This is a genomic window from Gluconacetobacter sacchari (assembly GCF_014174255.1).
In the GTDB taxonomy this organism is placed as follows: Bacteria; Pseudomonadota; Alphaproteobacteria; order Acetobacterales; family Acetobacteraceae; genus Gluconacetobacter; species Gluconacetobacter sacchari.
On sequence record NZ_JABEQJ010000019.1, the window covers coordinates 20,891 to 43,862 of the forward strand.

Annotated in this window: 21 protein-coding genes; 15 read left to right on the plus strand and 6 right to left on the minus strand. The window is 67.5% G+C overall.

Features of this window, described 5'->3' with window-relative positions; all coding sequences use genetic code 11:
• Window positions 1–6: 6 nt before the first annotated feature.
• Window positions 7–531 (minus strand): sugar dehydrogenase complex small subunit, encoded by a 525-nt coding sequence (locus tag HLH48_RS14270; RefSeq protein WP_182998162.1) that lies wholly within the window; start codon window positions 529–531, stop codon window positions 7–9.
• Window positions 532–1,383: 852 nt separating this feature from the next.
• Here HLH48_RS14270 and HLH48_RS14275 point away from each other — a divergent pair.
• From HLH48_RS14275 to HLH48_RS14300, 6 genes are all read left to right on the plus strand, one after another.
• Window positions 1,384–2,838: a carbohydrate porin gene (locus tag HLH48_RS14275; protein WP_343065422.1), complete on the plus strand. Its 1,455-nt coding sequence runs from the start codon at window positions 1,384–1,386 to the stop codon at window positions 2,836–2,838.
• Between the two features lie 36 nt (window positions 2,839–2,874).
• Window positions 2,875–3,393, plus strand: coding sequence for a GlcG/HbpS family heme-binding protein (locus HLH48_RS14280; RefSeq protein ID WP_246387347.1), 519 nt, complete (start codon window positions 2,875–2,877; stop codon window positions 3,391–3,393).
• Between the two features lie 160 nt (window positions 3,394–3,553).
• The gene (locus HLH48_RS14285) at window positions 3,554–5,146 is read left to right on the plus strand and encodes an APC family permease (RefSeq protein ID WP_182998164.1); all 1,593 of its coding nucleotides are present in this window, start codon (window positions 3,554–3,556) and stop codon (window positions 5,144–5,146) included.
• Between the two features lie 27 nt (window positions 5,147–5,173).
• The gene (locus HLH48_RS14290; RefSeq protein ID WP_182998165.1) at window positions 5,174–5,866 is read left to right on the plus strand and encodes an IclR family transcriptional regulator; all 693 of its coding nucleotides are present in this window, start codon (window positions 5,174–5,176) and stop codon (window positions 5,864–5,866) included.
• Between the two features lie 153 nt (window positions 5,867–6,019).
• Window positions 6,020–6,415, plus strand: coding sequence for a GlcG/HbpS family heme-binding protein (locus HLH48_RS14295; protein WP_182998166.1), 396 nt, complete (start codon window positions 6,020–6,022; stop codon window positions 6,413–6,415).
• A 27-nt stretch (window positions 6,416–6,442) separates the two neighbouring features.
• Window positions 6,443–7,663, plus strand: a complete 1,221-nt coding sequence (locus HLH48_RS14300) for an MFS transporter (protein ID WP_182998167.1) — start codon at window positions 6,443–6,445, stop codon at window positions 7,661–7,663.
• 22 nt (window positions 7,664–7,685) lie between these two features.
• On the opposite strand, the gene HLH48_RS14305 is transcribed toward HLH48_RS14300, so the two are convergent.
• Window positions 7,686–8,594, minus strand: a complete 909-nt coding sequence (locus HLH48_RS14305; RefSeq protein WP_182998168.1) for a LysR family transcriptional regulator — start codon at window positions 8,592–8,594, stop codon at window positions 7,686–7,688.
• A gap of 142 nt (window positions 8,595–8,736) precedes the next feature.
• Between HLH48_RS14305 and attM the strand changes: the two genes are divergently transcribed.
• Window positions 8,737–9,528, plus strand: coding sequence for an AttM family quorum-quenching N-acyl homoserine lactonase (gene attM / locus HLH48_RS14310; RefSeq protein WP_182998169.1), 792 nt, complete (start codon window positions 8,737–8,739; stop codon window positions 9,526–9,528).
• On the opposite strand, the gene HLH48_RS14315 is transcribed toward attM, so the two are convergent.
• Genes HLH48_RS14315 through HLH48_RS14325 form a run of 3 tightly spaced genes read right to left on the minus strand, consistent with a single transcriptional unit; the run spans window position 9,500 to window position 13,836 of the window.
• Window positions 9,500–10,744, minus strand: coding sequence for an MFS transporter (locus HLH48_RS14315; protein ID WP_182998170.1), 1,245 nt, complete (start codon window positions 10,742–10,744; stop codon window positions 9,500–9,502). The two genes, attM and HLH48_RS14315, sit on opposite strands and share 29 nt — an antisense overlap.
• A 37-nt stretch (window positions 10,745–10,781) precedes the next feature.
• On the minus strand, window positions 10,782–12,491 hold the full coding sequence (gene ade, locus HLH48_RS14320) for an adenine deaminase (protein ID WP_182998171.1): 1,710 nt from the start codon (window positions 12,489–12,491) through the stop codon (window positions 10,782–10,784).
• 34 nt (window positions 12,492–12,525) lie between these two features.
• Entirely contained in the window at window positions 12,526–13,836 is a 1,311-nt protein-coding gene (locus HLH48_RS14325; protein WP_182998172.1) for an MFS transporter, read from the minus strand.
• A 200-nt stretch (window positions 13,837–14,036) separates the two neighbouring features.
• Here HLH48_RS14325 and HLH48_RS14330 point away from each other — a divergent pair, with 200 nt between their 5' ends.
• From HLH48_RS14330 to HLH48_RS14340, 3 genes are all read left to right on the plus strand, one after another.
• Window positions 14,037–14,369, plus strand: a complete 333-nt coding sequence (locus HLH48_RS14330; RefSeq protein ID WP_182998173.1) for a hypothetical protein — start codon at window positions 14,037–14,039, stop codon at window positions 14,367–14,369.
• Window positions 14,370–14,479: 110 nt separating this feature from the next.
• Entirely contained in the window at window positions 14,480–15,202 is a 723-nt protein-coding gene (locus HLH48_RS14335) for an NUDIX domain-containing protein (protein ID WP_182998174.1), read from the plus strand.
• Entirely contained in the window at window positions 15,196–15,888 is a 693-nt protein-coding gene (locus tag HLH48_RS14340; RefSeq protein ID WP_264813153.1) for a phosphatase PAP2 family protein, read from the plus strand. Before HLH48_RS14335 ends, HLH48_RS14340 begins: the two co-directional genes overlap by 7 nt.
• Here the strand turns inward: HLH48_RS14340 and HLH48_RS14345 are convergent.
• Window positions 15,789–17,267, minus strand: coding sequence for a sulfotransferase family protein (locus tag HLH48_RS14345; RefSeq protein ID WP_182998175.1), 1,479 nt, complete (start codon window positions 17,265–17,267; stop codon window positions 15,789–15,791). The genes HLH48_RS14340 and HLH48_RS14345 overlap by 100 nt on opposite strands.
• Before the next feature lie 128 nt (window positions 17,268–17,395).
• Here HLH48_RS14345 and HLH48_RS14350 point away from each other — a divergent pair, with 128 nt between their 5' ends.
• The 5 genes from HLH48_RS14350 to HLH48_RS14370 all read left to right on the plus strand — a co-directional run bounded on the left by HLH48_RS14350 (window position 17,396) and on the right by HLH48_RS14370 (window position 22,952).
• Complete coding sequence (locus HLH48_RS14350) at window positions 17,396–18,415, plus strand: MYG1 family protein (RefSeq protein WP_182998176.1); 1,020 nt, start codon at window positions 17,396–17,398, stop codon at window positions 18,413–18,415.
• A 97-nt stretch (window positions 18,416–18,512) separates the two neighbouring features.
• On the plus strand, window positions 18,513–19,253 hold the full coding sequence (locus tag HLH48_RS14355) for an SDR family NAD(P)-dependent oxidoreductase (protein ID WP_264813152.1): 741 nt from the start codon (window positions 18,513–18,515) through the stop codon (window positions 19,251–19,253).
• Between the two features lie 76 nt (window positions 19,254–19,329).
• Window positions 19,330–20,775 (plus strand): NAD-dependent succinate-semialdehyde dehydrogenase, encoded by a 1,446-nt coding sequence (locus tag HLH48_RS14360; protein WP_182998177.1) that lies wholly within the window; start codon window positions 19,330–19,332, stop codon window positions 20,773–20,775.
• Between the two features lie 111 nt (window positions 20,776–20,886).
• Window positions 20,887–21,738 carry a class A beta-lactamase gene (bla, locus tag HLH48_RS14365; protein WP_182998178.1) on the plus strand — a complete coding sequence of 284 codons (852 nt, stop codon included), beginning with the start codon at window positions 20,887–20,889 and terminating at the stop codon, window positions 21,736–21,738.
• 119 nt (window positions 21,739–21,857) lie between these two features.
• Window positions 21,858–22,952: a branched-chain amino acid aminotransferase gene (locus HLH48_RS14370; RefSeq protein ID WP_182998179.1), complete on the plus strand. Its 1,095-nt coding sequence runs from the start codon at window positions 21,858–21,860 to the stop codon at window positions 22,950–22,952.
• Window positions 22,953–22,972 lie beyond the last annotated feature (20 nt).

Below are 22,972 nucleotides of genomic sequence, written 5' to 3' on the forward strand. Positions count from 1 at the left end.
CCCCGGTCAGAATTGCGGCATCTGCTCGACGGGAGCAGGCTCGGCGACCCAGTAGTTCGGTCCGTTATGCGCGTAGGTCGGGATGACCACGACATCGCGCGCGGGCTGGTACATCAGGGCATTTTCGTAGGCATAGACCTGGGCGTTGGTGCCGTCCTCGATCACGCCGGAATACCAGGCCCGGACGATGCGGAGCAGCGTGTCGTGCAGCGGGCCGTCGCGCAGGGATTCCTCAAGCGCCTCGACATCGGCGGGCTTGCTGTCGGCGACCGTCTTGACCAGTGCGGCGAGTTGGGCCGGAAATTGCGCGTTCTGCGCGCGCAGGGCGGCGAGAAGCGACTGGCCGACCAGCGGGTCGAGCGCGCTGTGTCCGGTCGCGAAACGGGAAAAGCCGATGAAATCCGCGACGTCGCCGGTGGTCGTGCCGGCAGCGGCCTCGGCCGCGTCGGGCCGGATGGCGGGCAGGAGCGTGCCAACCGCCGATGCGGCGGACAGCATCAGCATATGGCGGCGGGATACAGGGCCGCGCATGGGCCTCCCCCGCCGATTATCGGAATTTCCCATGTTTTTCCCAGATGAATTCAAGGCATGAATCGCATAATATCAAGAGCTACGAATGATCTTCGCGATATCCTTGATATGTGAAGCACCGTTGACGGATGCCAATCCATAATCGTCGGAATTTCAGAACGCAATGGATTGATACGGTGCGCGAAAGAGCGAGAAGTGATAACGTTTTTTTGATCGTGAGAGGAATTTTGAATAGCGCGCCAAGTTTCCGGAATTTAATGATTAAAGAAGAAGAGAAAGGTGTTGCGACCCGGTCGTCGCAAGTTGATATATTTATACTTTGCTATATTTTTTGTTGTATATTTGCAAATATTTTGTGGTTTATAGAATAGTGTTATAAACATTTCCGTTGATAATCTAAAAATTAGTATATATTTATAAATTTTAGGATAAATTATTATTTTAATTTTGTAGTCTATCATAAAATCAGCGATAGAAGATTTTTTTTCGCGATTTTGTCCGAAAACTAAATTATTTTTTAATGGGAAAACGTTTTCTAATTTGTATTCACGAACATAGCTTGAGCGCCGAGTTTTGTTAAAAAAACTTTACGTCAGGCTGGTTTGGACATAGGTGTCCGTCTGGACATGACGGGTCCGCCAGGATCAGGCACGGCCGCCACAAGGCCGCAATCGGGTCAGGCTGTATTTTGTCGCTTTATGGAGAAATGGGTTTTTCAAAAAAGAAAGATCACCCGATGCCCCTCCGTTGCCCATAACGAGACGAAGCGTTTCCCTGAGAAAAAGTTTCGCCATTTCCCCGAGTAGGACTCCGATGATCGGACATAGTGAATGTCACCGGTCGCGTCACTTTGTGAAAAGTGCCAGACGGTTTTTTGCGTTTTTCGTTCTGCTATCCTGTCTTCAGATCGGTGACGGCCTGGCCCAGTCGTCGACCAGCAAGGGCGAGGCCGTCGAGGCCGGTGCCGTGTCGCCGCGGGCCGCCTATCAGCCGACCGCGTATCCGCTGGACGATGTGGGCGGATTTACCGTCGGGCCCATCATCCCGACCCTCGCGGGGGCGCCGCATCTGTTCGGTGACTGGTATGGTGTCCAGCCCTGGCTGCTCAAGCACGGGATCTTCCTGAACCTGGCCCTGAACGAGGAATATGTCGGCAACGTCACCGGCGGCAAGACCCGGTCGAACGTGCTGGCGGGACAGGTTGCCGGAGAACTGGATATCGACTGGCATCGCCTGGCCGGCCTGGAGGGGGTGTGGACCCACATGCTGGTGGTGAACGGACATGGCCGCAGCTTCAGCCTCAATTCCGGCGATTCGGTCACGAATCCGGAGCAGATCTATGGCGCGCGCGGCAATGTCGTCGCGCATCTGGTCGAGATGTATGCGGACAAGAGCTTTTTCAACAAGCGCGTCATCGTTTCGGTCGGCGACATTCCGACCGGCAGTTTCTTCTCGTTCGATTATACGGCTTGCTTTTTCATGAACGTCTCGGTGTGCAGCAACTGGGCGCCGGGCAAATACAATCCGGGCGGCCGTGACTGGCCCTCGGGCAATGTCGGCGGTGTGCTGAAGATCCGCCCGACCCAGCAGACCTATATCGAAGGAGGCGTGTTCCTGGTCAGCCCGCATGCCTATAACGGCGGGATCTCGGGGTGGGCGATCGCCCAGGATGGCATGAACAAGGTGACGTCGCAGGTCGAAATCGGGTGGATGCCGGAGTTCGGCCGGGACAAGCTGCGCGGCAACTACAAGATCGGCTACTGGTACGACAATTCGCGCTATCCGAACCTGTTCGAGGATATCCACGGCAATTCCTTCCAGGCGACCGGCCAGCCGCGCCGTTATGAAGCGGGCATGAGCGTCGCGTGGTTCATGTTCAACCAGATGCTGGTCCGCAACGGGGCGGGCCTGACCAACGGGTTGATCATCGAGGGCGGCGCGGGCTATGCACAGGGCAACCTGGTCGCGATGCGTGATCGCGAGTGGGTCGGTTTCGTGGAAAGCGGCACGCCGTGGCATCGTCCCAACGATGCGATGGGCATCATGTTCCAGCATTACGACATGAGCCGTACCGTCAGCCTGCAACAGGAATCGTCGCAGGCCCTGGGGCTTCCGTTCATGTCCAACCAGTGGGGACCGGTCTATGGTATCCAGAACTGGGAAAATGCCTATGAGGCCTTCTACAGCATCAATCTGGCGCCGGCGACCAACCTGATGGCCGACTTCCAGTACATGCAGCATCCGGGCGCCACGACGACGTTCAAGGATATTGCGATCCTTGGCGGGCAGTTCACGACCAATTTCTGATCGTCCCGTGGCGATCCAGGTAGAGGTGACGACATCATGACCATATTCTCCGGCCTGTCCTGCTCTCCCATCGCCGCGATGCGCGGCGCGGTGGCCGCGTCCTGCCTGCTGATGGCCGGGACGGTACTTCCGCATGCGGCGCTGGCGCATGAGCACGGCATGGACCTGAAGACCGCGCTCGCCTTCATCGAGCGTGCGAAGCAGGCCGCCGAGGCCAAGCACGCCCATGTCGCCATCGCGATCGTCGATGAGGGGGCCAATCTGGTCGCGTTCGAGAAGATGGACGACACGCAACTGGGAAGCGTCAAGCTGGCGATCCTGAAGGCGAAGACCTCGGTGGCGTATGCGCGCCCGTCGGCGGACATGGAGCATGCGCTGAATGCCGGCAACTACATGATCGGCACGCTACCCGACACGCTGCCGGCCGGCGGCGGCTATCCGATCACGGTCGGCGGCCGGCTGGTCGGTGCGCTGGGCCTGAGCGGCGGCGAGGGCGAGACGGATGCCAACCTGGCCAAGGAGGCCGTGACCTCGGCCGCGCCGTCCGCCAGGTGACGGTCCCGCCGTTGCCCCGCCGTGACCGGCATGGTCGCGGCGGGGCGTGCGATGCGCGCGGGTCGAACGGCGCCTGTTGCATCGGGACGCGGAACGATGTTGGTTGGCCGGATCGCGGGTGGTCCGCCCGCCCATCTCATCATTCCGGAGTCTGCCCGACGTGTCGTCCCGTCTGAATCGTGCCCTTGGCCCCTGGCAACTGATGTTTACCGGGCTGAGCGCCATGATCGGGTCTGGGTGGCTGTTCGGGGCCGCTCGGGCGGCATCGACCGCCGGGCCGGCCGCCATCCTGGCGTGGATGCTCGGTGCGTTCATTGCGCTGGTCATCGCCGCGACGGCGACCGAACTGGGCGGCATGTTTCCGGTCGCGGGCGGCATGGTCCGCTATGCCAACCTGACGCACGGACCGCTGGTCGGCTTCATGGCCGCCGGGGCGAACTGGCTGTCGATCGTCAGCGTCGTGCCGGTCGAGGCGGAAGCCTCGGTGCAATATATGAGTTCCTGGCCGTTCCCCTGGGCGCGGGGGATGTATCATGACGGGGTGCTGGCGCCGGACGGGCTGGCGGCGGCCGCCGTGCTGGTGGTGGTGTATTTCCTGCTCAATTTCTGGGGCGTGCGCTTCTTCGCGCGGTTCAATGCCGCCATCACCGTCTTCAAGCTGATCGTGCCGGCGATGACGGCGGTGCTGCTGATGGCCGCCAGCTTCCATGCCGGCAACCTGACCGGCGCGGCGACGGGGGGCTTCATGCCCTATGGCCTTTCGGGCGTGCTGACGGCGGTGGCGACCTCGGGCATCGTCTTTGCCTTCAACGGTTTCCAGAGCCCGCTGAACCTGGCGGGCGAGGCGCGCGATCCGGGCCGCAGCATCCCGTTCGCCGTGATCGGGTCGGTGGCGACGGCGACCGTGATCTATCTGCTGCTGCAATGCGCCTATCTGGGGGCGGTGCGGCCGGGGGCCGGGGGATGGGCGGGATTGTCCTTTTCCTCGCCCTTCGCGCAACTGGCCATGGCCTTCAACCTCAACTGGGTGGCGATGCTGCTGTATCTCGATGCCTTCCTCGCGCCCAGCGGGGCGGGGGCGACGCATCTGGCATCGAGCACGCGCATGACGCTGGGCATGCAGCGCAACGGCACGCTGCCCGACCTGCTGGGGGCGATCCATCCGGAATATGGCGTGCCGCGCCCGGCGCTGTGGTTCAATCTCGGCGCGGCCTATGTGTTTCTGTTCTGCTTTCGCGGCTGGGGCATTCTGGCGGCGGTGATTTCGGTGTGTACGGTGATTTCGTACCTGATGCTACCGATCTCGGCGCTGGCGCTGCGGCGCACGCTCGCGGACCGGCCGCGCCCGGTGCGGATACCGGTGATGCGCGTGACCGGGGCGCTGGCCTTCATGTTTTCGTCTCTGCTGCTGTACTGGGCGCGCTGGCCGCTCAGCGGGGATATCATCCTGCTGATGCTGCTGTTGCTGCCGCTTTACCTGTGGTGCCGCCGGCAGGATAGCTGGGCGCAGCACCGGGCGGCGGCGCGGCACGGTATCTGGTTCATGGTCTATCTGCCGGTGATCGCCGCGCTGTCCTGGGCGGGCAGCACGCAATTCGGCGGGCATGGTTGGATTGCCTATGGCTGGGACCTGATCGTGGTGGCCGTGGTGTCGCTGCTGTTCTGCCTGTGGGCGGTACGCAGCGCCGTGCCCGTGCCGGACCTGTCGCTGATGGATGAAGCGGATGACGGGCTGCCGGCTATCGGGCACTGAGACCGCGCCGGCCAGGCGGGGGCGGCCATGATCCAGTCGGTCGAGCGGGCTGCCGCGATCCTGGAAATCATTGCCCAGGAAGGCGGCCGCGCGCATCTGCGCACGATTCACGAACGGATGGGAATCGGCAAGACGACCGTCCACAATATTCTGAAAACGCTTGACCGGCTGGGCTATGTGCAGCGCGTGCCCGGGGATATGCGCTATCGTCTGGGAAGCCGGATCCTGAACATCGCGCGTATGGCGGGGAATGATGCCATGCTGCGCGATCGGGTGCGGCCGGTACTGGAAGCGGTCGCGCGGGCGTGCGATGCCACGGTGTTGCTGGCCGTGCCGAGCGGCGACGAGGTGACGTATCTCGACATGATCGAAGCGCCGGCCTGGAGCCTGCACGGTGTCGGATTCGGGCAGCGGGAGAAGCTGGAAGGATCGGCGTTGGGACTGGTGTTTCTCGCGTTTTTTCCGGGTGTCGAGAAGAGGATGGCCTTCGCGCGGCACCGGCCGTTGAGCGCGGCATTTGTCTCCCGCATCGAGCAGGTGCGGGCCAAGGGATATGCGCTCGACCTTGAGGCCTGCCGTCCCGGATGGAACTGCGTGGCCGTGCCGTGGCGGGACGGCGGCCTGATGCAGGCCGGGATCAGCGTGACCGGGCCGGCCGACAGGCTCCCCCGGCGCCGGCTGATCGACCTGAGCTGGACGCTGATGACGCTGGCGGCCTGAAAACCCGCGTCGCGGGTGTGTCCACGGCCCAATCGAGGCAGGAAGTTCAACGATGTTGAATAAATCCGGAATTGCAGGACGCGGCCATTCCCTGCGTGCCTGTCCCGATGACAGTGTGAGCATGCGTTTTCGACATTTTTGAAAGTCCTTTCCATGAAGCTTGCATCTGCTACCCTCATGCTTTCCGCAGCCCGCGTGGAGGCGGAACGTCTGGGCGTCATCGTGTGCGTGTCGGTCGTGGACGCGGCCGGCTACCCCGTTGCCTTCCTGCGCATGGATGGGCTTGCGCTGGGTTGCATCGACGTCTGCATCAAGAAGGCCAGGACTGCTGCCCTGTTTCATATGGACAGCGCGGATTTCGCCCGGGTCGCCTGCCCCGGCGGCGGGGCCTATTCCCTGGAACTGACCAATGGCGGGCTGACCAGCTTTGGCGGCGGGCTGGCTGTGCGGGACAGGAATGGGGTCGTGGTCGGCGGGATCGGCGTTTCCGGCGCCAGTACCGAAGACGATATCGCGATCGGCCTCGTCGGCCTGGCTGCTCTTTCGTAAAATACCGTGGAGTCCTGGACCGAGCCGATGACGACAGAGATGATTCCGGACGGGCACGGCATTGCCCGGGTTCCGCCGCCGCACGGCGCGGCGCTGGCCTTCCTGACGCTGACATTCGGTACATTCGTCGTCGGTACCGGCGAATTCGCGATCATGGGGATGTTGCCCGCGTTCGCGTCGTCACTGCATGTTTCGGAGGCCCGGGCCGGTTATGCCATCACGGCCTATGCGCTGGGGGTGGTGGTCGGTGCGCCGTTCTTCACCATTCTGGGGGCGCGGCTTTCGCGCCGCGAGCTTCTGCTGGCGCTGTTCGCCTTTTTCTGCTTCGGGAATGTCCTGGGTATCCTGATGCCGACGCCGGGCCTGGTCGATGGGGCCCGCTTTATCGCCGGCCTGCCGCATGGCGCGTTGTTCGGGATTTCGGCGCTCGTCGGGGCGTCGATGGTCGATCGGTCGCGGCGGGGGTGGGCGGTCGGCCGGGTGCTGTCGGGCATTGCGATCGCCACCTTGATCGGGGCGCCGTTTTCGACCTTCGCCGCCGATCATCTCGGCTGGCGGGCCGCCTATGCCGTGATCGCGGCGGGTGGCGTCGTGACCCTGCTGGGCGTGTGGCGCTATATTCCGGCGGACCGGCCCGATCGTGCCGTGACGCCGCTGGGCGAATTGCAGGGGCTGGCCAATGCGCAGGTGCTGCTGACCCTGCTGACGGCGGCCATCGGTTTCGGCGGCATGTTCACGCTTTATACGTTCCTGACCAGCATCCTGGACAATGTGACCCATGTTCCGGAATGGATGGTCATGGTCTATATGGTGGTCTGGGGCGCGGGGATGCTGGCGGGCGCCAATGTCGGGGCCTGGATTGTCGATCGCACCCTGAATGCGGCGGTGTTCTTCGCGCTCGGCGGCAGCATGGCCACCATGCTGGTGCTGCCGTACGTGCTGCATAGCCGCATCGGGCTGATGGTCGATGTCTTTCTCGTGCCGACCTTCTTCAACGCGCTGGGGCCGGCGTTGCAGACGCGGCTGATGGATTATGCCGGCACCGCGCAGACGCTGGCCGCGTCGCTCAATCATTCCGCCTTCAATATCGCGAATGCGCTGGGCGCCGTGCTGGGCAGCGTTTTGCTGGCGCATCAGTTCGGCTATGGCGCGCTCGGCATGGGGGGAGCGCTGCTGTCGACCGGTGGCGTGCTGGTCTATCTCGTGGCGCTGCTGGCGTTGGGGCGGCGCGGCGCCCGGTCCGCCTGAGAGAGTGGTTGCGGCCGGGCTTTCAAAGGGCCGCCCGGGGAGGGAGGGCGCTCGGCAACGTGCGTTCGAGCAGGGCCGCCAGCGTCCGGATCCGCGGCGGGATCGGTCGCGTCGCCGGGTAGAGCAGACTGAGATCGAAGCCGGGCAGCCCGCAGTCCGGCAGGATGCGCCTGAGACGTCCGGACGCCAGATCCATGGCGCAGACGGGCTCCTGCAAGACGCCGATCGCCCCGCCTCCGCGCAGGACGGCGTGCAACGGTCGCCAGTTGCTCATGGTCATGACGATGTCGATCGGCGCCGGCGTCGGTCGCCCGTCGGCCGCTTGCAGGGGAAGACGGCCGGTATTGAACAGGCCGGACACCCGTGCGAAGGGATGGCGGATCAGGTCGTCCGGCGTCATCGGCGTGCCATGGCGTTCAAGATACGCGGGTGACGCGACCAGGACGCGGGAAACATGGCCCAGCCTGCGCGCCACGAAGTGACCTTCTCCGGGGTCGCCGAGCCGGAGCGAGATATCCACCCCCTCGGTCGTGGGATCGACGATCCGGTCGTTGAGGATCAGGTCTATCTTGAGTTCGGGATGGCGATCGCGGAGATCGAGGAGGATGGGCGGCAACACGACCTCTCCCACTCCGTGGGGTGCCGCGATCCTCACGGTGCCGCGCAACGGCGTGTCGTCCCGCGCGCCGGCCAGGGCATCGTCGGCGGCTTCGACGGCGCGTTTGCATCGTTCGTAAAACACGGCGCCGACATCCGAGACGGAAATCGTTCGCGTATTCCGTCGCAGCAGGCGCGTGCCCAGATGGGTTTCCAGACGCTCGATCCGTTCGCTGACGGCTGGCTGCCCTATGCCGAGATCGCGAGCCGCCGCGGACATGCTGCCGCGCTCGACCACCCGCATGTAGACCCGCATTGCCGCCAGATAATCCATGACCGGTATATATCGGGTTTGCCGATAAATGAAAACGGATCCGACGGTCTACCGATCGGGTCGGGCGTTTCGCACAATAGGCCCCGAGGCTTCGCCCGAGGGAAGGGCGGAGACCGATTTCAATCATTCGGATCGCTGGCCCATGAGCACCATCAGGCTTTACATGCTTCAGTCCGGCACCCAGCATTGCAAGGTGCATGACATCAAGATGAACCAGGGCGACGGAGCTGATTGCGAAATACCAGTCCCCTGGTTCCTGCTCCTTCACCCCCGGGGGAACGTCGTCATAGACGGCGGCCTGGCGGCGGAGGGGCTGGGCGATCCGCGCGGCTACTGGGGGGCTTCGGTGGAGTCCTACCGGCCCGTGATGACGGAAAGCCAGGCATGTGTCGCACAGTTGGCGGCGCTCGGCCTGATGCCCGAGGATGTCCGCTTCGTCGTGCTTTCCCATCTTCATTCCGACCATACCGGCGCGATCGGGCGCTTCCCATGCGCGCGGCACGTCGTCCAGCGGCGTGAACACGAATATGCGTTCGCGCCCGACTGGTTCGCCGCCGGGGCTTATGCGCGGAAGGATTTCGACCGCCCCGGATTATGCTGGCAATTCCTGGAGGGCGATGCGACCGATCATTATGACCTGTTCGGCGACGGCGTTCTTCGGATCGTCTTTACGCCGGGTCACACGCCGGGCCATCAATCCATTCTCGTGAGCTTGCCCAACAGTCGCCCCATCCTGCTGGCGGCGGACGCGGTCTATACGATGGATCATTGGCATGAGAGGGCGCTGCCCGGATTTCTGGCCTCGGCCGTGGATACCGTGCGCTCGGTGCGCAAATTGCATGCGCTCGTCGAGCGGGTGGGGGCAATGCTCGTGCCGGGTCATGACCCGGTGATGTGGTCGCGGTTCAGACTTGCGCCGGATTTTTATGATTGAGACGAGGGACGGTCATGCTTCTGCGGAGCCGTGCGGCGGCGGCCAGGGCGGCGGCCAGCAGCAGCAGGCAGAAGAGGGCGACCCCGTTCCATCCCAGGTCCGCCCACCACCAGCCGCCGATCGAGCCGGCGATGCTGGAGCCGAGATAATAGGCCAGCAGGTAGAGCGACGTCGCGTGGCCCCGGTCGACGCGGGCCAGGTGGCCCACCCAGCCGCTGGCCACCGCGTGGGCGGTGAAGAAGCCGATGGTCAGCAGCACGATGCCGAGGACGATGCACGGCATCGCGCGCGGCAGGGTCAGCGCGATGCCCGCCGCCATGATCAGGATGCCGGCTGACAGGACGCGCCCGCGCCCCATGCGGTCGGACAGCGCGCCCGCGGCCGACGAGGCCGCGATGCCGAACACATAGACCGAAAAGAGCATGCCGAGGCCGGTCTGGTCCATCATGTAGGGCGGGGCCATCAGCCGGTAGCCGGCATAGTTGAAGAGGGTGACGAACGCGCCCATCACCGTGAAGCCGATGGCATAGAGCGCCGGCAATGCCGGGCCCCGCAGATGGCGCGCCCAGGACAGGAGATGGTGGCGCGCGCTCAGTCCCGGCCGGCGGGTGAAATGGCGCGACGGCGGCAGCAGGGCCAGGAAGCCGAGGGCGGCGAGCAGGCCGGCGGCGCCGATGATGGTCATGGCGGCGCGCCAGGAGAGCATGTCGGTGAGGATGCCCGTGCCGACCCGGCCGATCATGCCGCCGAACGCGGTGCCGGCGACATAGAGGCCCATGGCCAGGCCCAGTTCGCCGGGGTGGATCTCCTCGGCCAGGTAGGTCATCGCCACGGCGGGGACGCCGCCCAGCACGAAGCCCTCGGCCATGCGGGCCGCCAGCAGGGCCGGCCAGACCGGCGCCCAGGCGGCGGCGATATTCAGCAGGGCCGAAAGGACCATGGACAGGGCCATGATGTCGCGCCGGCCGAGACGCTCGGACAGGGCGGCGGCGATCAGGATGGCGACGGCGAGGGCGCTGGTGGCGAGGGAGAGCGACAGCGAACTGCCGGCCGCGCCGATGCCGAACCGGCTGGAGAAGACCGGCAGCAGCGGCTGCACGCAATAGAGCAGCGAGAAGGCCGCGAAGCCCGCGAGGAACAGCGCCAGCCCGGCGCGGCGGTAGGCCGGGCTGCCACGGGTGATGAACGGGACGGCATCCGCCGGTGCGGGGGGCATGAGGGTGTCCGGTCGCGGGTCGGTCAGCCGATCACGGTCATCCGATGACGGCCATCCGGCCGACATCGACCAGCCCGTGATCGGTGATCTTCAGGTGCGGGACCACCGGCAGGGGGAGGAAGGCCAGTTGCAGGAACGGTTCCTCCAGCGTCACGCCCATGTCCCGCGTTGCGGCGCGCAGGATTTCCAGTTGCGCGCGTACGGTCTCGAAGGGTGCGTCGCTCATCAGGCCGGCGATCGGCAGGCGCAGTTCGGCGCGCACGGTGCCCTGCGCGACGACCACGAAGCCGCCGCCGATTTCGGCGAGCCGGTTGACCGCGACGGCCATGTCCGAATCATCGGTGCCGACGACGCAGATATTGTGCGCGTCGTGCCCGACCGACGAGGCCAGGGCCCCGCCGCGCAGCCCGAAGCCGCGTACGAAGCCCCGGCCGATATTGCCGTTCAGCCCGTGCCGCGCGACGACGGCGACCTTGGCGAGGTCGCGGTCGGCGTCGGCCAGGACGCGGCCGTCGGCCTCGGCCAGGTCCTCGGTCAGGAAGGTGGTGATGATCTGGCCGGGGACGATGCCCATGACCGGGCGGCGGGCGCCGCTGCCGGGAATCGCGAAATCCGTCGCCGTGACCGGGCGGTTGAGGATGACGCTGTCGCGGCCGGGGGCGGGGATCGGCTTTCGCGCCGCCAGCGCCGGCCCGATGGGGCGGCCGCCGGCCAGCACGTCGGACACCGCGCAGCCTTCCAGATCGTCGAGGAAGACGATATCGGCGCGCTTGCCCGGCGCCAGCATGCCGCGATCGGTCAGGCCGAAGGCGCGCGCCGCCGTGAGGCTGGCGGCGCGGTAGGCGGCCAGCGGCGGCACGCCGCGCGCGATGGCGCTGCGGATCAGGAAGTCGATATGGCCCTCATGCGCGATTTCCAGCGGGTTGCGGTCGTCGGTGCAGAAGGCGAGGAAGGGCGAGGTTTCGACCGTCAGCAGCGGGGCGAGGGCCGCCAGGTCCTTGCAGACCGAGCCTTCGCGGATCAGGACGGTCATGCCCTTGCGGATCTTTTCCAGCGCCTCGTCGGCGCGGGTGGCCTCGTGATCGGTGGAGATGCCGCCCGAGAGGTAGCCGTTCAGGGCCTTGCCGCGCATCAGCGGCGCGTGGCCGTCGATGTGCCGGCCGGCGAAGGCGGCCAGCTTGTCCATGCAGCCCGGGTCGCCGGACAGCACGCCCGGCATGTTCATGAATTCCGCCAGGCCGATGACCTTGGGGTGGTTCATCAGGGGGGCCAGGTCGTCGGCCATCAGCACCGCGCCCGAGGTTTCGACCGGCGAGGACGGCACGCAACTGGACAGGTTGACCCGCAGGTCCATCACCATGCGGCTGGCGGCGTCGAGGAAATAGCGCAGGGCGGGGACGCCCAGAACGTTCGCCATCTCATGCGGGTCGCAGATCGCGGTGGTGACGCCGTGCGGCAGCACGCAGCGTTCGAATTCGAACGGGGTGACCAGCGAGGATTCGACATGCAGGTGGGTGTCGATGAAGCCGGGGACGACGATGCGGCCGCGCCCGTCGATGGCCTCGGAGCCGTCGTAGCGGTCCAGCGTGCCGACGATGGTGTCGCCGCAGAGGGCGATGTCGGTTTCGATCAGCGCGCCGGTGACCAGATCGAACAGTCGGACGTCGCGGATGACGAGATCGGCGGGTTCCGCGCCGGTGCCCTGGCGAATGCGGCGGGCGATCAGATCGGGAGGGATGTGTGCCATGTCGTTCTTAAACATGGCCGGGCGCGACCGTCCATCAAATCCGTGTCCTTTGCCGGGCGGCGGGCAGGGCGGTGACGTCGGGCATCGCCCACAGCGCGGCGCCGCCGGCCAGGGCGGTGCCGATCACATACAGCGCGGGCGCGCGCGGGTCGTGCCCCACCAGGGCCGAGACGCAGGCCGGGGTCAGGCCGCCGAAGACCGCGTAGGACAGGTTGTACGAGAAGGACAGGCCGGAGAAGCGGATCGCGGGCGGGAAGGCCCGCACCATCGCGATCGGCACCAGGCTGACATAGCCCGCGCCGACCCCCGCCAGGGCCGCCAGGGCCAGGAACCAGGACGGATGGGCGGGGGCGACCGCGTACAGGCCCCACGCGCCCGCGATCAGCAGCGCGACGACCGGCGGGATGACGCCACGCAGGCCCCAGCGGTCGGTCGCCGCCCCGATGGCCACCGCGGCGAGGGTGATGGCGAGCGTGGCGACCAGGCTGGCGCGCATGGTGTCGGCGGCGGAAAAACCGTGCAGGCTTTGCAGCAGGGCCGGCATCATCAGCAGCAGCACCACGATCGCGGCGGTCAGCGTCCAGGTGCCGATGACCGACAGCACGATCGCGCGGCGGCCGGCGCGCAGCACGGCCAGCAGCGGGGCCTGGCGCGCCAGCGCGTCGTGGGCCTGCATTTCGGCGAAGACCGGGGTTTCGTGCAGCCAGCGGCGCAGGCGCATGGCGACCAGCCCGAACACGCCGCCCAGCAGGAACGGCAGCCGCCATCCCCAGTCGGCGATCGCGGCGGGGGACAGGGCCGCGTTGAGCCCCAGTGCGACCAGCGAGCCGATGAGCATGCCGGCCGTGAGCCCGCCGGTCAGCAGGCCGCAGGCCAGGCCGGTATGGCGCGCGCTGGCATGTTCCGCGACGAAGACCCAGCCGCCCGGGGCCTCGCCGCCGATGGCCGCCCCCTGGGCCATGCGCAGCAGCAGCAGAGCCAGCGGCGCGCCCACCCCCAGCGTGCCGAAGCCGGGCAGCAGGCCCATCAGCAGCGTCGGTGCCGCCATCAGCAGCACGCTGAAGGCGAACATCTTCTTGCGGCCGTGGAGATCGCCGAAATGCGCCATGATGATGCCGCCCAGCGGCCGGGCCAGGTAGCCGGCGCCGAACAGGCCGAAGGTTTCGGTCTGGCGCAGCCAGTCGGGCTGGCTGGCGGGGAAGAAATGCTGGGCGATGATCTTCGCGAAATAGGCGAAAATGACGAAATCATAAAATTCCAGCGCGCCGCCCAGCGCGGCGAGGCAGAGCGTGCGCAGGTCCTTCCATGTCAGGCTGGCGTGGGGCGGGGGAGGGGATGCGGGCATGATGGGGGCTTGGTTCGCTGGAGGTGATCGATCCGGGTGACACGGCCCGCGTTCCATATGTCTTGTCAAGGGACGGCCCGGCGCACGATTCGCAAAGAATGTCTTGCGTTTTGGCCCTATAGAATTCGAAACTGGGGAACGGCTTCCAGCAGGCGGCCGGTGCGAGCGCATAAAAAAAACAAGAACGCGAGTATTCCATAATGGTCGATACAGGCCTGACCCGTTCCGAGGAACGGTTCATCCGCTGGTCCTTCGGGACGTATTCGGGCAGTAATCCCTCGTTGTCGGATGGCATTATCCTGCCGACATGGAAAAGCGGGCCGCAGATCGGCGAGCCGCGCATTCCGGCTTCGATCCGCGACCTCGTCGCGCGCGGCCTGCTGCGGGTTTCGACCGAGGAGGGGCCGCCGCGAGCCTATTTCACCGCCGCCGGCATCGGCGCGGTGCGGCGCATGTTCATCAAGCCCCGGTTCGATACGCAGCGTTATGTCCATCTCTGGCGGGAGGTCGCGCATCGGGCGGGATGCGAATAGGGCGGCTGCCTCCCCGACATGCCCACTGGATTTATCCACGGAAATGAGGACAATCCTTCGGACAGGCCGGGGTCATATCGCGACCCGTTCCGGGGAGGGCAGCAGAGTCCATGGAGGCGGTCGACCGCGTTCCCATCACCTTCGCCGCGAGCGTGCCCGAGGTGCTGCGGGCCGACGTGCTCGCGGCCCCGCATGTCCGCCGCTGGCTGGAGCAGGCGGCCGGGCGTTTCGACCTGCGCGGCGTGGCGGTGCGGGATGTGGTGTTTTTCGGCCGGCGGGTGGGTTTCGTCCTGGTCGAGGCCGATGCCTGGCATGAGGGGCGGAAGGTGCCGGGGGCCGCGCTGCTGCGCGGGGATGCGGTGTCGGTCCTGGTGGTGCTGCACTGCCCCGGCCATGCCGAGCGGACCATCCTGACCTGCGAGCCGCGCCTGCCGGTCGCCTGTCCCGACCTGCTGGCGTTGCCGGCGGGCATGGTCGATGGCGGCGAACTGGTCAGCACCGCCCTGCGCGAGCTGGGGGAGGAAGTCGGCACCGACCTGGTGGTGCCGGCGGACCGGCTGGTGGCGCTTGCGACCGTCTGGCCCTCGCCGGGCGGGTGCGACGAGGCGGTCACGCTGTATTCCGTGGACCTGGAGATCGGCGAGGCGGCGGTGCGGGCGCTGGACGGCCGGCGCGCCGGGAACGCCGAAGAGCATGAATCGATCCGGCTGCGCGTGGTGGCGCTGGACGACCTGCCGCGGATCGGCCGGACCGATGCGAAGACGCTGCTGTCCTATCATCTTTATCGGGCGCGGGCGGGCGGCGCGGAGACGGGTGTGGCGACAGGGTGCTGACCGTCTTCCTGACCGACCTGGCCGACCAGGACGTTCTTCTGCCGGTCGAGGCGCTGGTGCTGCTGGCCCTGCTGGCGCTGCGGCGCTGGCGCGTGGCGCTGGCCTGGGCGGTGGTGATGGCGAGCGGGTCCGTGCTGACCCTGGTCCTGAAACTGGCGCTGGAGGCGTGCGGCCCGACGCCCGATCGGGTGCTGTACAGCCCCAGCGGGCACACGATGGCCGGGACGATGGTCTATGGCTGCCTGCTGGCGATGGCGGGATTGCGGCTGCCGGTCGTGATCGGGGGGGCGGGGGCGATCGCCTGCGTGCTGGCCTGGTCGCGCCTGGCGCTGGGCGCCCATACGCTGGTCGAGGTCGTGGTCGGTGGGGTTCTGGGCGTGGCGATGGTCTGTCTGTTCCGTCGCCTGGCCGGGCCGGGCGCCGCCATGTCCGGGCGGACGGTCCGCGTCCTGTCGGTCGTGGTCATCGGGCTGATCGCCGTGTGTCACGGCCATCGCTCGACGGTCGAAATCGCGATCCAGCATGTTTCGCGGTTCGATCTGGGGCCGCTTTTATGCCGCGCGGCGCCGGGGGCGCCCGTTTACGGTCATGCCGTGTCGCCGGCCGCGCTTGCCATGCCGAGCCCGTCCAGCAGCGGCCGCAGCGTTTCGTCATCGGGGCGCCAGCGTCCGACCGCGCTGCGGTAGATCGGCCGGCGGACCTGGGCCACGCTGGATGTCCTGACCAGGCGGCGGGATTCGTGGAAGCGCAGGCAGGCTTCGTCCCATGGCAGGTCGCAATAGGCGATGATGCGCCGCGCGCCGGTCTCCAGGTCCGCGACGATATCCTCGTAGCGGACATCCAGGATCGTGCCCGGCGGCAGTACCTGGCGCCAGTGGGTCATCTGGTCCTGGTAGTGACGATGATAGCGGCCTAGCTCGCCCAGGTCGAAGGTGAACGCCAGCTTGTCGAAGGGGATCGAGAAGCAGGACAGGCAGGTATCGATCGGGTCGCGGAGCGTATGGATGATGCGCGCGTTGGGCCATAGCTGGCGGATGAGCCCGATATGGAAGAAATTATCCAGCGTCTTGTTGGAGATGCGCGCCGGCGGCCGGTCGCCCGTCCAGCCCGTGACCAGCCTGTCCAGCCGGTGGAGATAGTCTTCGGCGATGGCATGCCGGTCTCTTGCGCTCAGGCCGGTCAGCGGCGTGCCCACCCGCCAGTCCGGAAACCGCTTGGCGGCGTCCTGGAGCGTGTCGGACAGGGTGCCGACTTCGCCGGCGCCGAAGACGAGCGGATGGCTGGCCAGGATCTGCTCCACCAGGGTCGATCCGGAGCGCGGCATGCCGACGATGAAGACCGGGCGCGGCGAGGGATGGCCGGACGCGGCGGTCGCCGCGATGACATCGGCCGTGAAGCGCGCGCGTATCGCCCGGGCGCCCCGGGCGATACGCTGTTCGTCGTACGGCGTCTGGGCGCGCCGGATCGCGTTGGCTTTCAGCAGGTGGTCGAAGGAGGCGCGGTGGTGGCCGCTGTCGGCCAGCGCCTTGCCCAGTGCGAAATGGAGCCGCATTCTGCCCTGGTCGTCCAGCGTGCCTGCACGCCCGGCGAGCGCCTGCATGGCCGCCAGCGCGGGGTCGTCGGCCGGGAGGGCCGACAGGCGGGTGAGCCCCAGGTAATAATTGGGCTCGTCCGGCGCCAGGGCGATCGCCCGGCGCAGATGCGCGATCGCCGCGTCGATGTGCCCGAGTTCCTGCAACACCAGGGCCAGCACCGCATGGACCGGCGCGTCGTCGGGCTGGAGCGCGTGGGCCTGTTCCAGATGATGCAGGGCCTCGGCATGGCGCCCGGTGTTGCGCAGCAGCGTGCCCAGTCCGGCATGAATGGCATGCAGGCTCGGGTCGTGGTCCAGGACCGTGCGATAGCAGGCGATCGCCTCGTCCACGCGGCCGAGTTCGACCAGGGTGCGGGCCAGGTCGCGTGCCGTCCCGGCGCTGGCCGGATCGCGCGCCAGGGCTTCGCGGAGGGTTTCGACGGCCAGGAGCGCGCGATACCGGTCGATCCTGGTCCTGTCAGCGTCCTGCATCCTGCCGCGAGTGTCGTCGAGGCCGGAATGCGTGTCAATCGACGCCGGAGGCGTGTTGTGTCGCGCCGGCCGGTACGGCATGAGGGGCGCTTGAGACAATCCCCCACCTGTCGGCGGTCCTTACGAATATGACGGAATACACACCCATCGGTCTCGGTCCCGGGACGGAGCCGGTCGCGGCGCTGACCCATTCGGGCAATTTTCATGCCGACGAGACGCTGGGCTACGTCATCCTGCATTACGCGCTGGCACCGCATGGCGACCTGCGGGGGCGGGTGCTGGGCGAGGGGCCGGGCGATCGGCTGACCTTCACGCGGTCGCGCGTGCCGGGACGGATCCAGGCCGCGGATATCGTCTTCGATGTCGGCGGGGTGTACGACCCGGCGGCGGGACGGTACGACCACCATATGAAGAACAAGCCGCTGCGCGAGGACGGCACGCCCTACAGCGCGGCGGGGCTGCTGTGGAAGGATTACGGCCGGGCCGCGATCGGCAACATGCTGGCCGAGCCGGTGGACGACGCGATGGCCGCCGCCATCTGGCAGGCGGTGGACAAGGCGCTGATCCTGCCCGTCGACCAGGACGATAACGGGGTGGCGAAAATGGGCCGGCTGTCGCTGGCCGAGATCGTGTCGACCTGCGGCGCGGCGTGGGACACGGCCGAACTGCATGGCGGCGAGGAAGCCGCGAGGCGGGAGATGGCGGGATTCGCCGACGCGGCGGGGATCGTCGCCCGCTATCTGGCCGGCGTCGTCGACCGGGCGCGGGCGAGCCTGAAGGCCGCCGACCGCGTGCTGGGCGCGTTCGCGCGGGCGGAGGACAAGCGCATCCTGGTACTGGAGACGGGCATGCCGGCCGAGAAGGTGATCTTCGAGCGCGACCTGCCGGTCGTCTATGTCGTCTCGCCCGCCGGCGGCGGGCAATGGAACGTCAAGGCCGTGCCGCCGGCACGCGGCGAGTTCGGCCAGCGCGTGCCGCTGCCGGAAGGCTGGGGCGGGCTGGAGGGCCGGGCGCTGGCCGAAATCTCGGGGGTCGGGGACGCGGTGTTCGCCCATCCGGCGCGCTTCATCTGCGGGGCGGGCAGCCGGGAGGGGGCGCTGGCCATGGCGCGCCGGGCGCTGGCGATCGGCGCGCCCCGAGTGCCCTGAACGACCCGGTCCGCTCGGGGCGCGCGTGCGGCCCCCCTTGCCCGGGGGGCGGGAGACGGCCCATGATCGTCCGGCGACAAGCGGGAGGACCATCGCGGTGGCGGAACATCAGCCGACCATGCTCCTGACGGGCGCCAGCCGGGGGATCGGTCATGCCACGGTCAAGCTGTTCCAGGAACGGGGCTGGCGAATCCTGACCGTTTCGCGGCAGGCGTTCGACCCGGCCTGCGCCTGGCCCGCCGCGCGGATGAGCCATATCACCGCCGACCTGAGCGACCTGGCGGGCATCGGGCGGCTGGCCGACGACGTGCGGGCGCGCCTGCCGGAGGGCCGGCTGCACGCCCTGGTCAACAACGCCGGCATTTCGCCCAAGGGAGCGGATGGCGCGCGGCTGGGCGTGCTGGACAGCGACCTGGACGTGTGGACCAGCGTGCTGAACGTCAACCTGGTCTCGATCGCGCTGCTGGTGCGGGCGCTGGCACCGGAACTGGAGGCGGCCGGGGGCTCGGTCGTCAATGTCACCTCGATCGTGGGCTCGCGCGTCCATCCCTTCGCCGGGGCGGCCTATGCGGTGTCCAAGGCCGGGCTGGCGGCGCTGACCCGGGAAATGGCGCACGAACTCGGGCAGCGGAACGTGCGGGTGAACGCGATCGCGCCGGGCGAGATCTCGACCGCCATCCTTTCGCCCGGGACCGACCGGCTGGTGGCGTCGGACGTGCCGATGAAACGGCTGGGGGCGCCGCGCGAAGTGGCGGAGACGATCCATTTCCTGTGTTCGTCGGCCTCGTCCTATATCAACGGGGCCGAAATCCATATCAATGGCGGCCAGCACGTCTGACGCGGGTGCTTTGACCGGGATGGACGGATGCGGCAAGCTGCCGCTCCGTTCGTCCCGAGGCCGGAGGCTGCCTGACATGTCGTCCTATCCCGACACCCTGCTGTTCATCGACGGTCAGTGGACCGCGGCGCGGGAGGGGCGGTTCATCGATGTGGTCAATCCCGCGACCGAGCAGGTCATCGGCCGCGTGGCCCATGCCGGCCAGCCGGACCTGGCCGCCGCCGTGGCGGCCGCCGAGCGGGGCTTCGCGCTGTGGAGCCGCATGTCGGTCTTCGATCGCTATCGGATCATGCGGGAGGCGGCGACGCTGCTGCGCGGACGGGTCGATGCGATCGCGCCGGTCCTGACCCTGGAACAGGGCAAGCCGCTGGCCGAGGCGCGGACGGAGCTGCTGGGGGCGGCGGATACGATCGACTGGCTGGCCGAGGAAGGGCGCCGGGCCTATGGACGGCTGATCCCGTCGCGGGCGGTGGGGGTGAGCCAGGCGGTGATCCGCAGCCCGGTCGGGCCGGTGGCCGCGTTCTCGCCGTGGAATTTCCCGGTCAACCAGGTGGTGCGCAAGGTCGGGGCGGCGCTGGCGACCGGCTGTTCGATCATCGTCAAGGCCGCCGAGGAGACTCCGGCCTCGCCCGCCGCGCTGATCCGCGCCTTTGCCGATGCCGGCGTGCCGGCGGGGGTGATCGGGCTGGTCTACGGCACGCCGTCGGAGATCTCGGAGACGCTGATCGCGCATCCCGCGATCCGCAAGGTGACGTTTACCGGCTCGACCGTGGTGGGCAAGATGCTGGCGGCGCTGGCCGGGTCGCACATGAAGCGCGCGACGATGGAGCTGGGCGGCCATGGGCCGGCCATCATCAGCGCCGATGCCGATATCGACCACGCGGCGGCGACGCTGGCGGCGGCGAAATTCCGCAATGCCGGGCAGGTCTGCGTTTCGCCGACCCGTTTCCTGGTGGAACGGCCGGCATTCGGCCGGTTCGTGGAGCGGTTCGCGGCCGTGGCCCGGGAGATCCGCGTCGGCGACGGGCTGCTGCCCGACACGAAGATGGGACCGATGGCCAATGTCCGGCGCGTGGATGCGATGGAAGCGCTGATCGGCGACGCGACCGCCAGGGGGGCGACGATCGTGACCGGCGGCCAGCGGATCGGCAATGCCGGCTATTTCTTCGCGCCGACGGTGCTGACCGGCCTGACCACCGACATGCGGATCATGAACGAGGAGCCGTTCGGCCCGGTGGCGCTGATGAACCCGTTCGATACGCTGGACGAGGCGGTGGCCGAGGCCAATCGCCTGCCATACGGCCTGGCGGCCTATGCCTTCACCGGCTCGGCCCCCACGGCGGCGCGCCTGCGCGACGAGGTGCGGGCCGGGATGCTGACGGTGAACCATCTGGGACTGGCGCTGCCGGAGGTGCCGTTTGGCGGGATCGGCGATTCCGGCTACGGCTCGGAAGGGGGCAGCGAGGCGCTGGAAGCGTATCTGGATACCCGCTTCGTCACCATCCGCGACTACAATGCCTGAAGCAGGCATGTTCGGGGCGGCTGGTCTCGCCGCGTGGCCGGGACCGTCAGCGTGCGGCGCCGGGCTGTGCGCCGCGATAGGGTGACCTGGGCTCTGGCAGGAATGAATCGCATGCGCCGCCGCGACTTTTTGCACTCCGCTCCGTTTCTGCTGGCGTCTCCGGGTTTCGCGCAAACGCCTGATCCGATCGCGCTCTATGAGCGCGCGACGGGCGGGCATGTGGGCGTGTTCGCCGAGAACCTGTCCAGCGGAAGGACCTTTGCCTGGCGGCATGCCGACCGGTTTGTGATGTGCAGCACCTTCAAGGCGTCGCTGGCCGCCTATGTGCTGGCACTGTGCGACCGGGGGCGGGCGGATCTCGGCGAGGTCGTCAGGTTCACGGCCGCGGATATCGGCGACATGTATGCGCCGGTCGCGAGGGCGAACCTGGGCAAGGGCGCCCTGTCCCTGCGCCAGATGTGCGCGGGCGCCGTCGAACGGAGCGACAATGTCTGCGCCAACAAGCTGCTGGCGCGGATCGGCGGCCCGGGGATGCTGACGCATTTCTGGCGTGAGATCGGGGATAACGTGACGCGGCTGGACGACAGCGAGCCCGAACTGAACCGCACGCCGCCGGGGGGTGTGCGGAACACGACGACCCCGGTGGCGATGGCGGAAACCATCCGGACGCTTGCCCTGGGGGACGTGTTGTCGGCGGGAGCGCGCAAGACCTTGAAGACCTGGCTGGTCAACTGCCAGACCGGCAGGCACCGGCTGCGGGCGGGCCTGCCCCATGGCTGGATCGTGGGGGACAAGACGGGCAATAACGGCAAGGATGCCGCGGGCGACATCGCGATCGGCTGGCCCGAGGCGGGCGGGCCGATCGTCGTGGTCGCCTACACGCGGGGCGGGTTTCCGACCGAGGCGCAGCGGGCCGCGCTTTTCGCGGGAATCGGGCGGCATGTCGCGGCGGTACTGGCCTAGGCGCCGCGCGGAAGAGATCCGTGGGGAGGCGGGCTTGACGCGCCGCGTGATCTGGGGACTCTGACCGATCGGAGCGCGCCGTGGGGCGCGGGCCGCCTTTGTGGTGAGAGAGCAGGATCATGGACAGCGCCGATCAATTCCGTTTCACGCATCTTCCGCACCCCGCGCCGGTATCGGTGGCGCAGCGTACGGAATTGCTGGCCAATCCGGGGTTCGGGCGCGTCTTTACCGACCACATGGCGGTCGTCCGCTACAAGGAAGGGCAGGGCTGGCATAACCCGACGATCGAGGCGCGGGCGCCGATCGCGCTCGATCCGGCCGCGGCGGTGCTGCATTACGCGCAGGAGATCTTCGAGGGCATGAAGGCCTATCGCGCCGCCGATGGCGGCGTGGTGATGTTCCGCCCCGATGCCAATGCCCGCCGCTTCCGCCAGTCGGCCGAGCGCATGGCGATGGCCGAGGTGCCCGAGGCGCTGTTCCTGGACGCGGTGCGGGAACTGGTGCGGGCCGATCGCGACTGGATCCCGTCCGGCGAGAGCGCCAGCCTTTATCTGCGCCCGTTCATGATCGCCAGCGAGGCGTTTCTGGGCGTGAAGCCGTCGTCGGAATATCTGTTCATCGTCATCGCATCGCCGGTCGGGGCGTATTTCAGCGGTGGCGCGGTGTCGGTCTGGGTGTCGGAGGAGTATACCCGCGCCGCGCCCGGCGGCACGGGGGCGGCCAAGTGCGGGGGCAATTATGCCGCCAGCCTGCTGGCCCAGCGCGAGGCGAAGCGCCAGAATTGCGACCAGGTGCTGTTCCTGGATGCCGCCGAGCATCGGTGGATCGAGGAAATGGGCGGCATGAACGTCTTCTTCGTGATGGATGACGGCACGCTGGTGACGCCGCCGCTGGGCGGGACGATCCTGCCCGGCATCACCCGCGACACGCTGCTGACGCTGGCGCGCGACAGGGGGCTGACGGTGCGCGAGGAGCGCTATGGCATCGATCAGTGCTATGCGGACGCGGCCAGCGGGCGGCTGGTCGAGGCGTTTGCCTGCGGCACGGCGGCGGTGGTGACCCCGATCGGCCGTTTCCGCGGGCATCGGGGCGAGATCGTGATCGGCGCGGGCAATGGCGCCGACCCGGTGACCGGAGATCTGCGCGAGGCGCTGATCGGGATCCAGCGCGGCCAGCGGCCCGACCCCCATGGCTGGGTGCAGCGCATCGACTGACGCCGGCCAGGGTCAAGGCG

Excerpts from the sequence above, each read along its gene's own strand:
- HLH48_RS14360 (WP_182998177.1), top strand. The coding sequence starts at position 19,330 with ATGTCGTCCTATCCCGACACCCTGCTGTTCATCGACGGTCAGTGGACC.
- HLH48_RS14370 (WP_182998179.1), top strand. The coding sequence starts at position 21,858 with ATGGACAGCGCCGATCAATTCCGTTTCACGCATCTTCCGCACCCCGCG.
- HLH48_RS14270 (WP_182998162.1), bottom strand. The coding sequence starts at position 531 with ATGCGCGGCCCTGTATCCCGCCGCCATATGCTGATGCTGTCCGCCGCA.
- HLH48_RS14350 (WP_182998176.1), top strand. The coding sequence starts at position 17,396 with ATGACGGAATACACACCCATCGGTCTCGGTCCCGGGACGGAGCCGGTC.
- attM (WP_182998169.1), top strand. The coding sequence starts at position 8,737 with ATGAGCACCATCAGGCTTTACATGCTTCAGTCCGGCACCCAGCATTGC.
- HLH48_RS14290 (WP_182998165.1), top strand. The coding sequence starts at position 5,174 with ATGATCCAGTCGGTCGAGCGGGCTGCCGCGATCCTGGAAATCATTGCC.
- HLH48_RS14325 (WP_182998172.1), bottom strand. The coding sequence starts at position 13,836 with ATGCCCGCATCCCCTCCCCCGCCCCACGCCAGCCTGACATGGAAGGAC.
- HLH48_RS14295 (WP_182998166.1), top strand. The coding sequence starts at position 6,020 with ATGAAGCTTGCATCTGCTACCCTCATGCTTTCCGCAGCCCGCGTGGAG.
- HLH48_RS14305 (WP_182998168.1), bottom strand. The coding sequence starts at position 8,594 with ATGGATTATCTGGCGGCAATGCGGGTCTACATGCGGGTGGTCGAGCGC.
- bla (WP_182998178.1), top strand. The coding sequence starts at position 20,887 with ATGCGCCGCCGCGACTTTTTGCACTCCGCTCCGTTTCTGCTGGCGTCT.
- HLH48_RS14280 (WP_246387347.1), top strand. The coding sequence starts at position 2,875 with ATGACCATATTCTCCGGCCTGTCCTGCTCTCCCATCGCCGCGATGCGC.
- HLH48_RS14345 (WP_182998175.1), bottom strand. The coding sequence starts at position 17,267 with ATGCAGGACGCTGACAGGACCAGGATCGACCGGTATCGCGCGCTCCTG.
- ade (WP_182998171.1), bottom strand. The coding sequence starts at position 12,491 with ATGGCACACATCCCTCCCGATCTGATCGCCCGCCGCATTCGCCAGGGC.
- HLH48_RS14315 (WP_182998170.1), bottom strand. The coding sequence starts at position 10,744 with ATGCCCCCCGCACCGGCGGATGCCGTCCCGTTCATCACCCGTGGCAGC.
- HLH48_RS14300 (WP_182998167.1), top strand. The coding sequence starts at position 6,443 with ATGACGACAGAGATGATTCCGGACGGGCACGGCATTGCCCGGGTTCCG.
- HLH48_RS14335 (WP_182998174.1), top strand. The coding sequence starts at position 14,480 with ATGGAGGCGGTCGACCGCGTTCCCATCACCTTCGCCGCGAGCGTGCCC.
- HLH48_RS14330 (WP_182998173.1), top strand. The coding sequence starts at position 14,037 with ATGGTCGATACAGGCCTGACCCGTTCCGAGGAACGGTTCATCCGCTGG.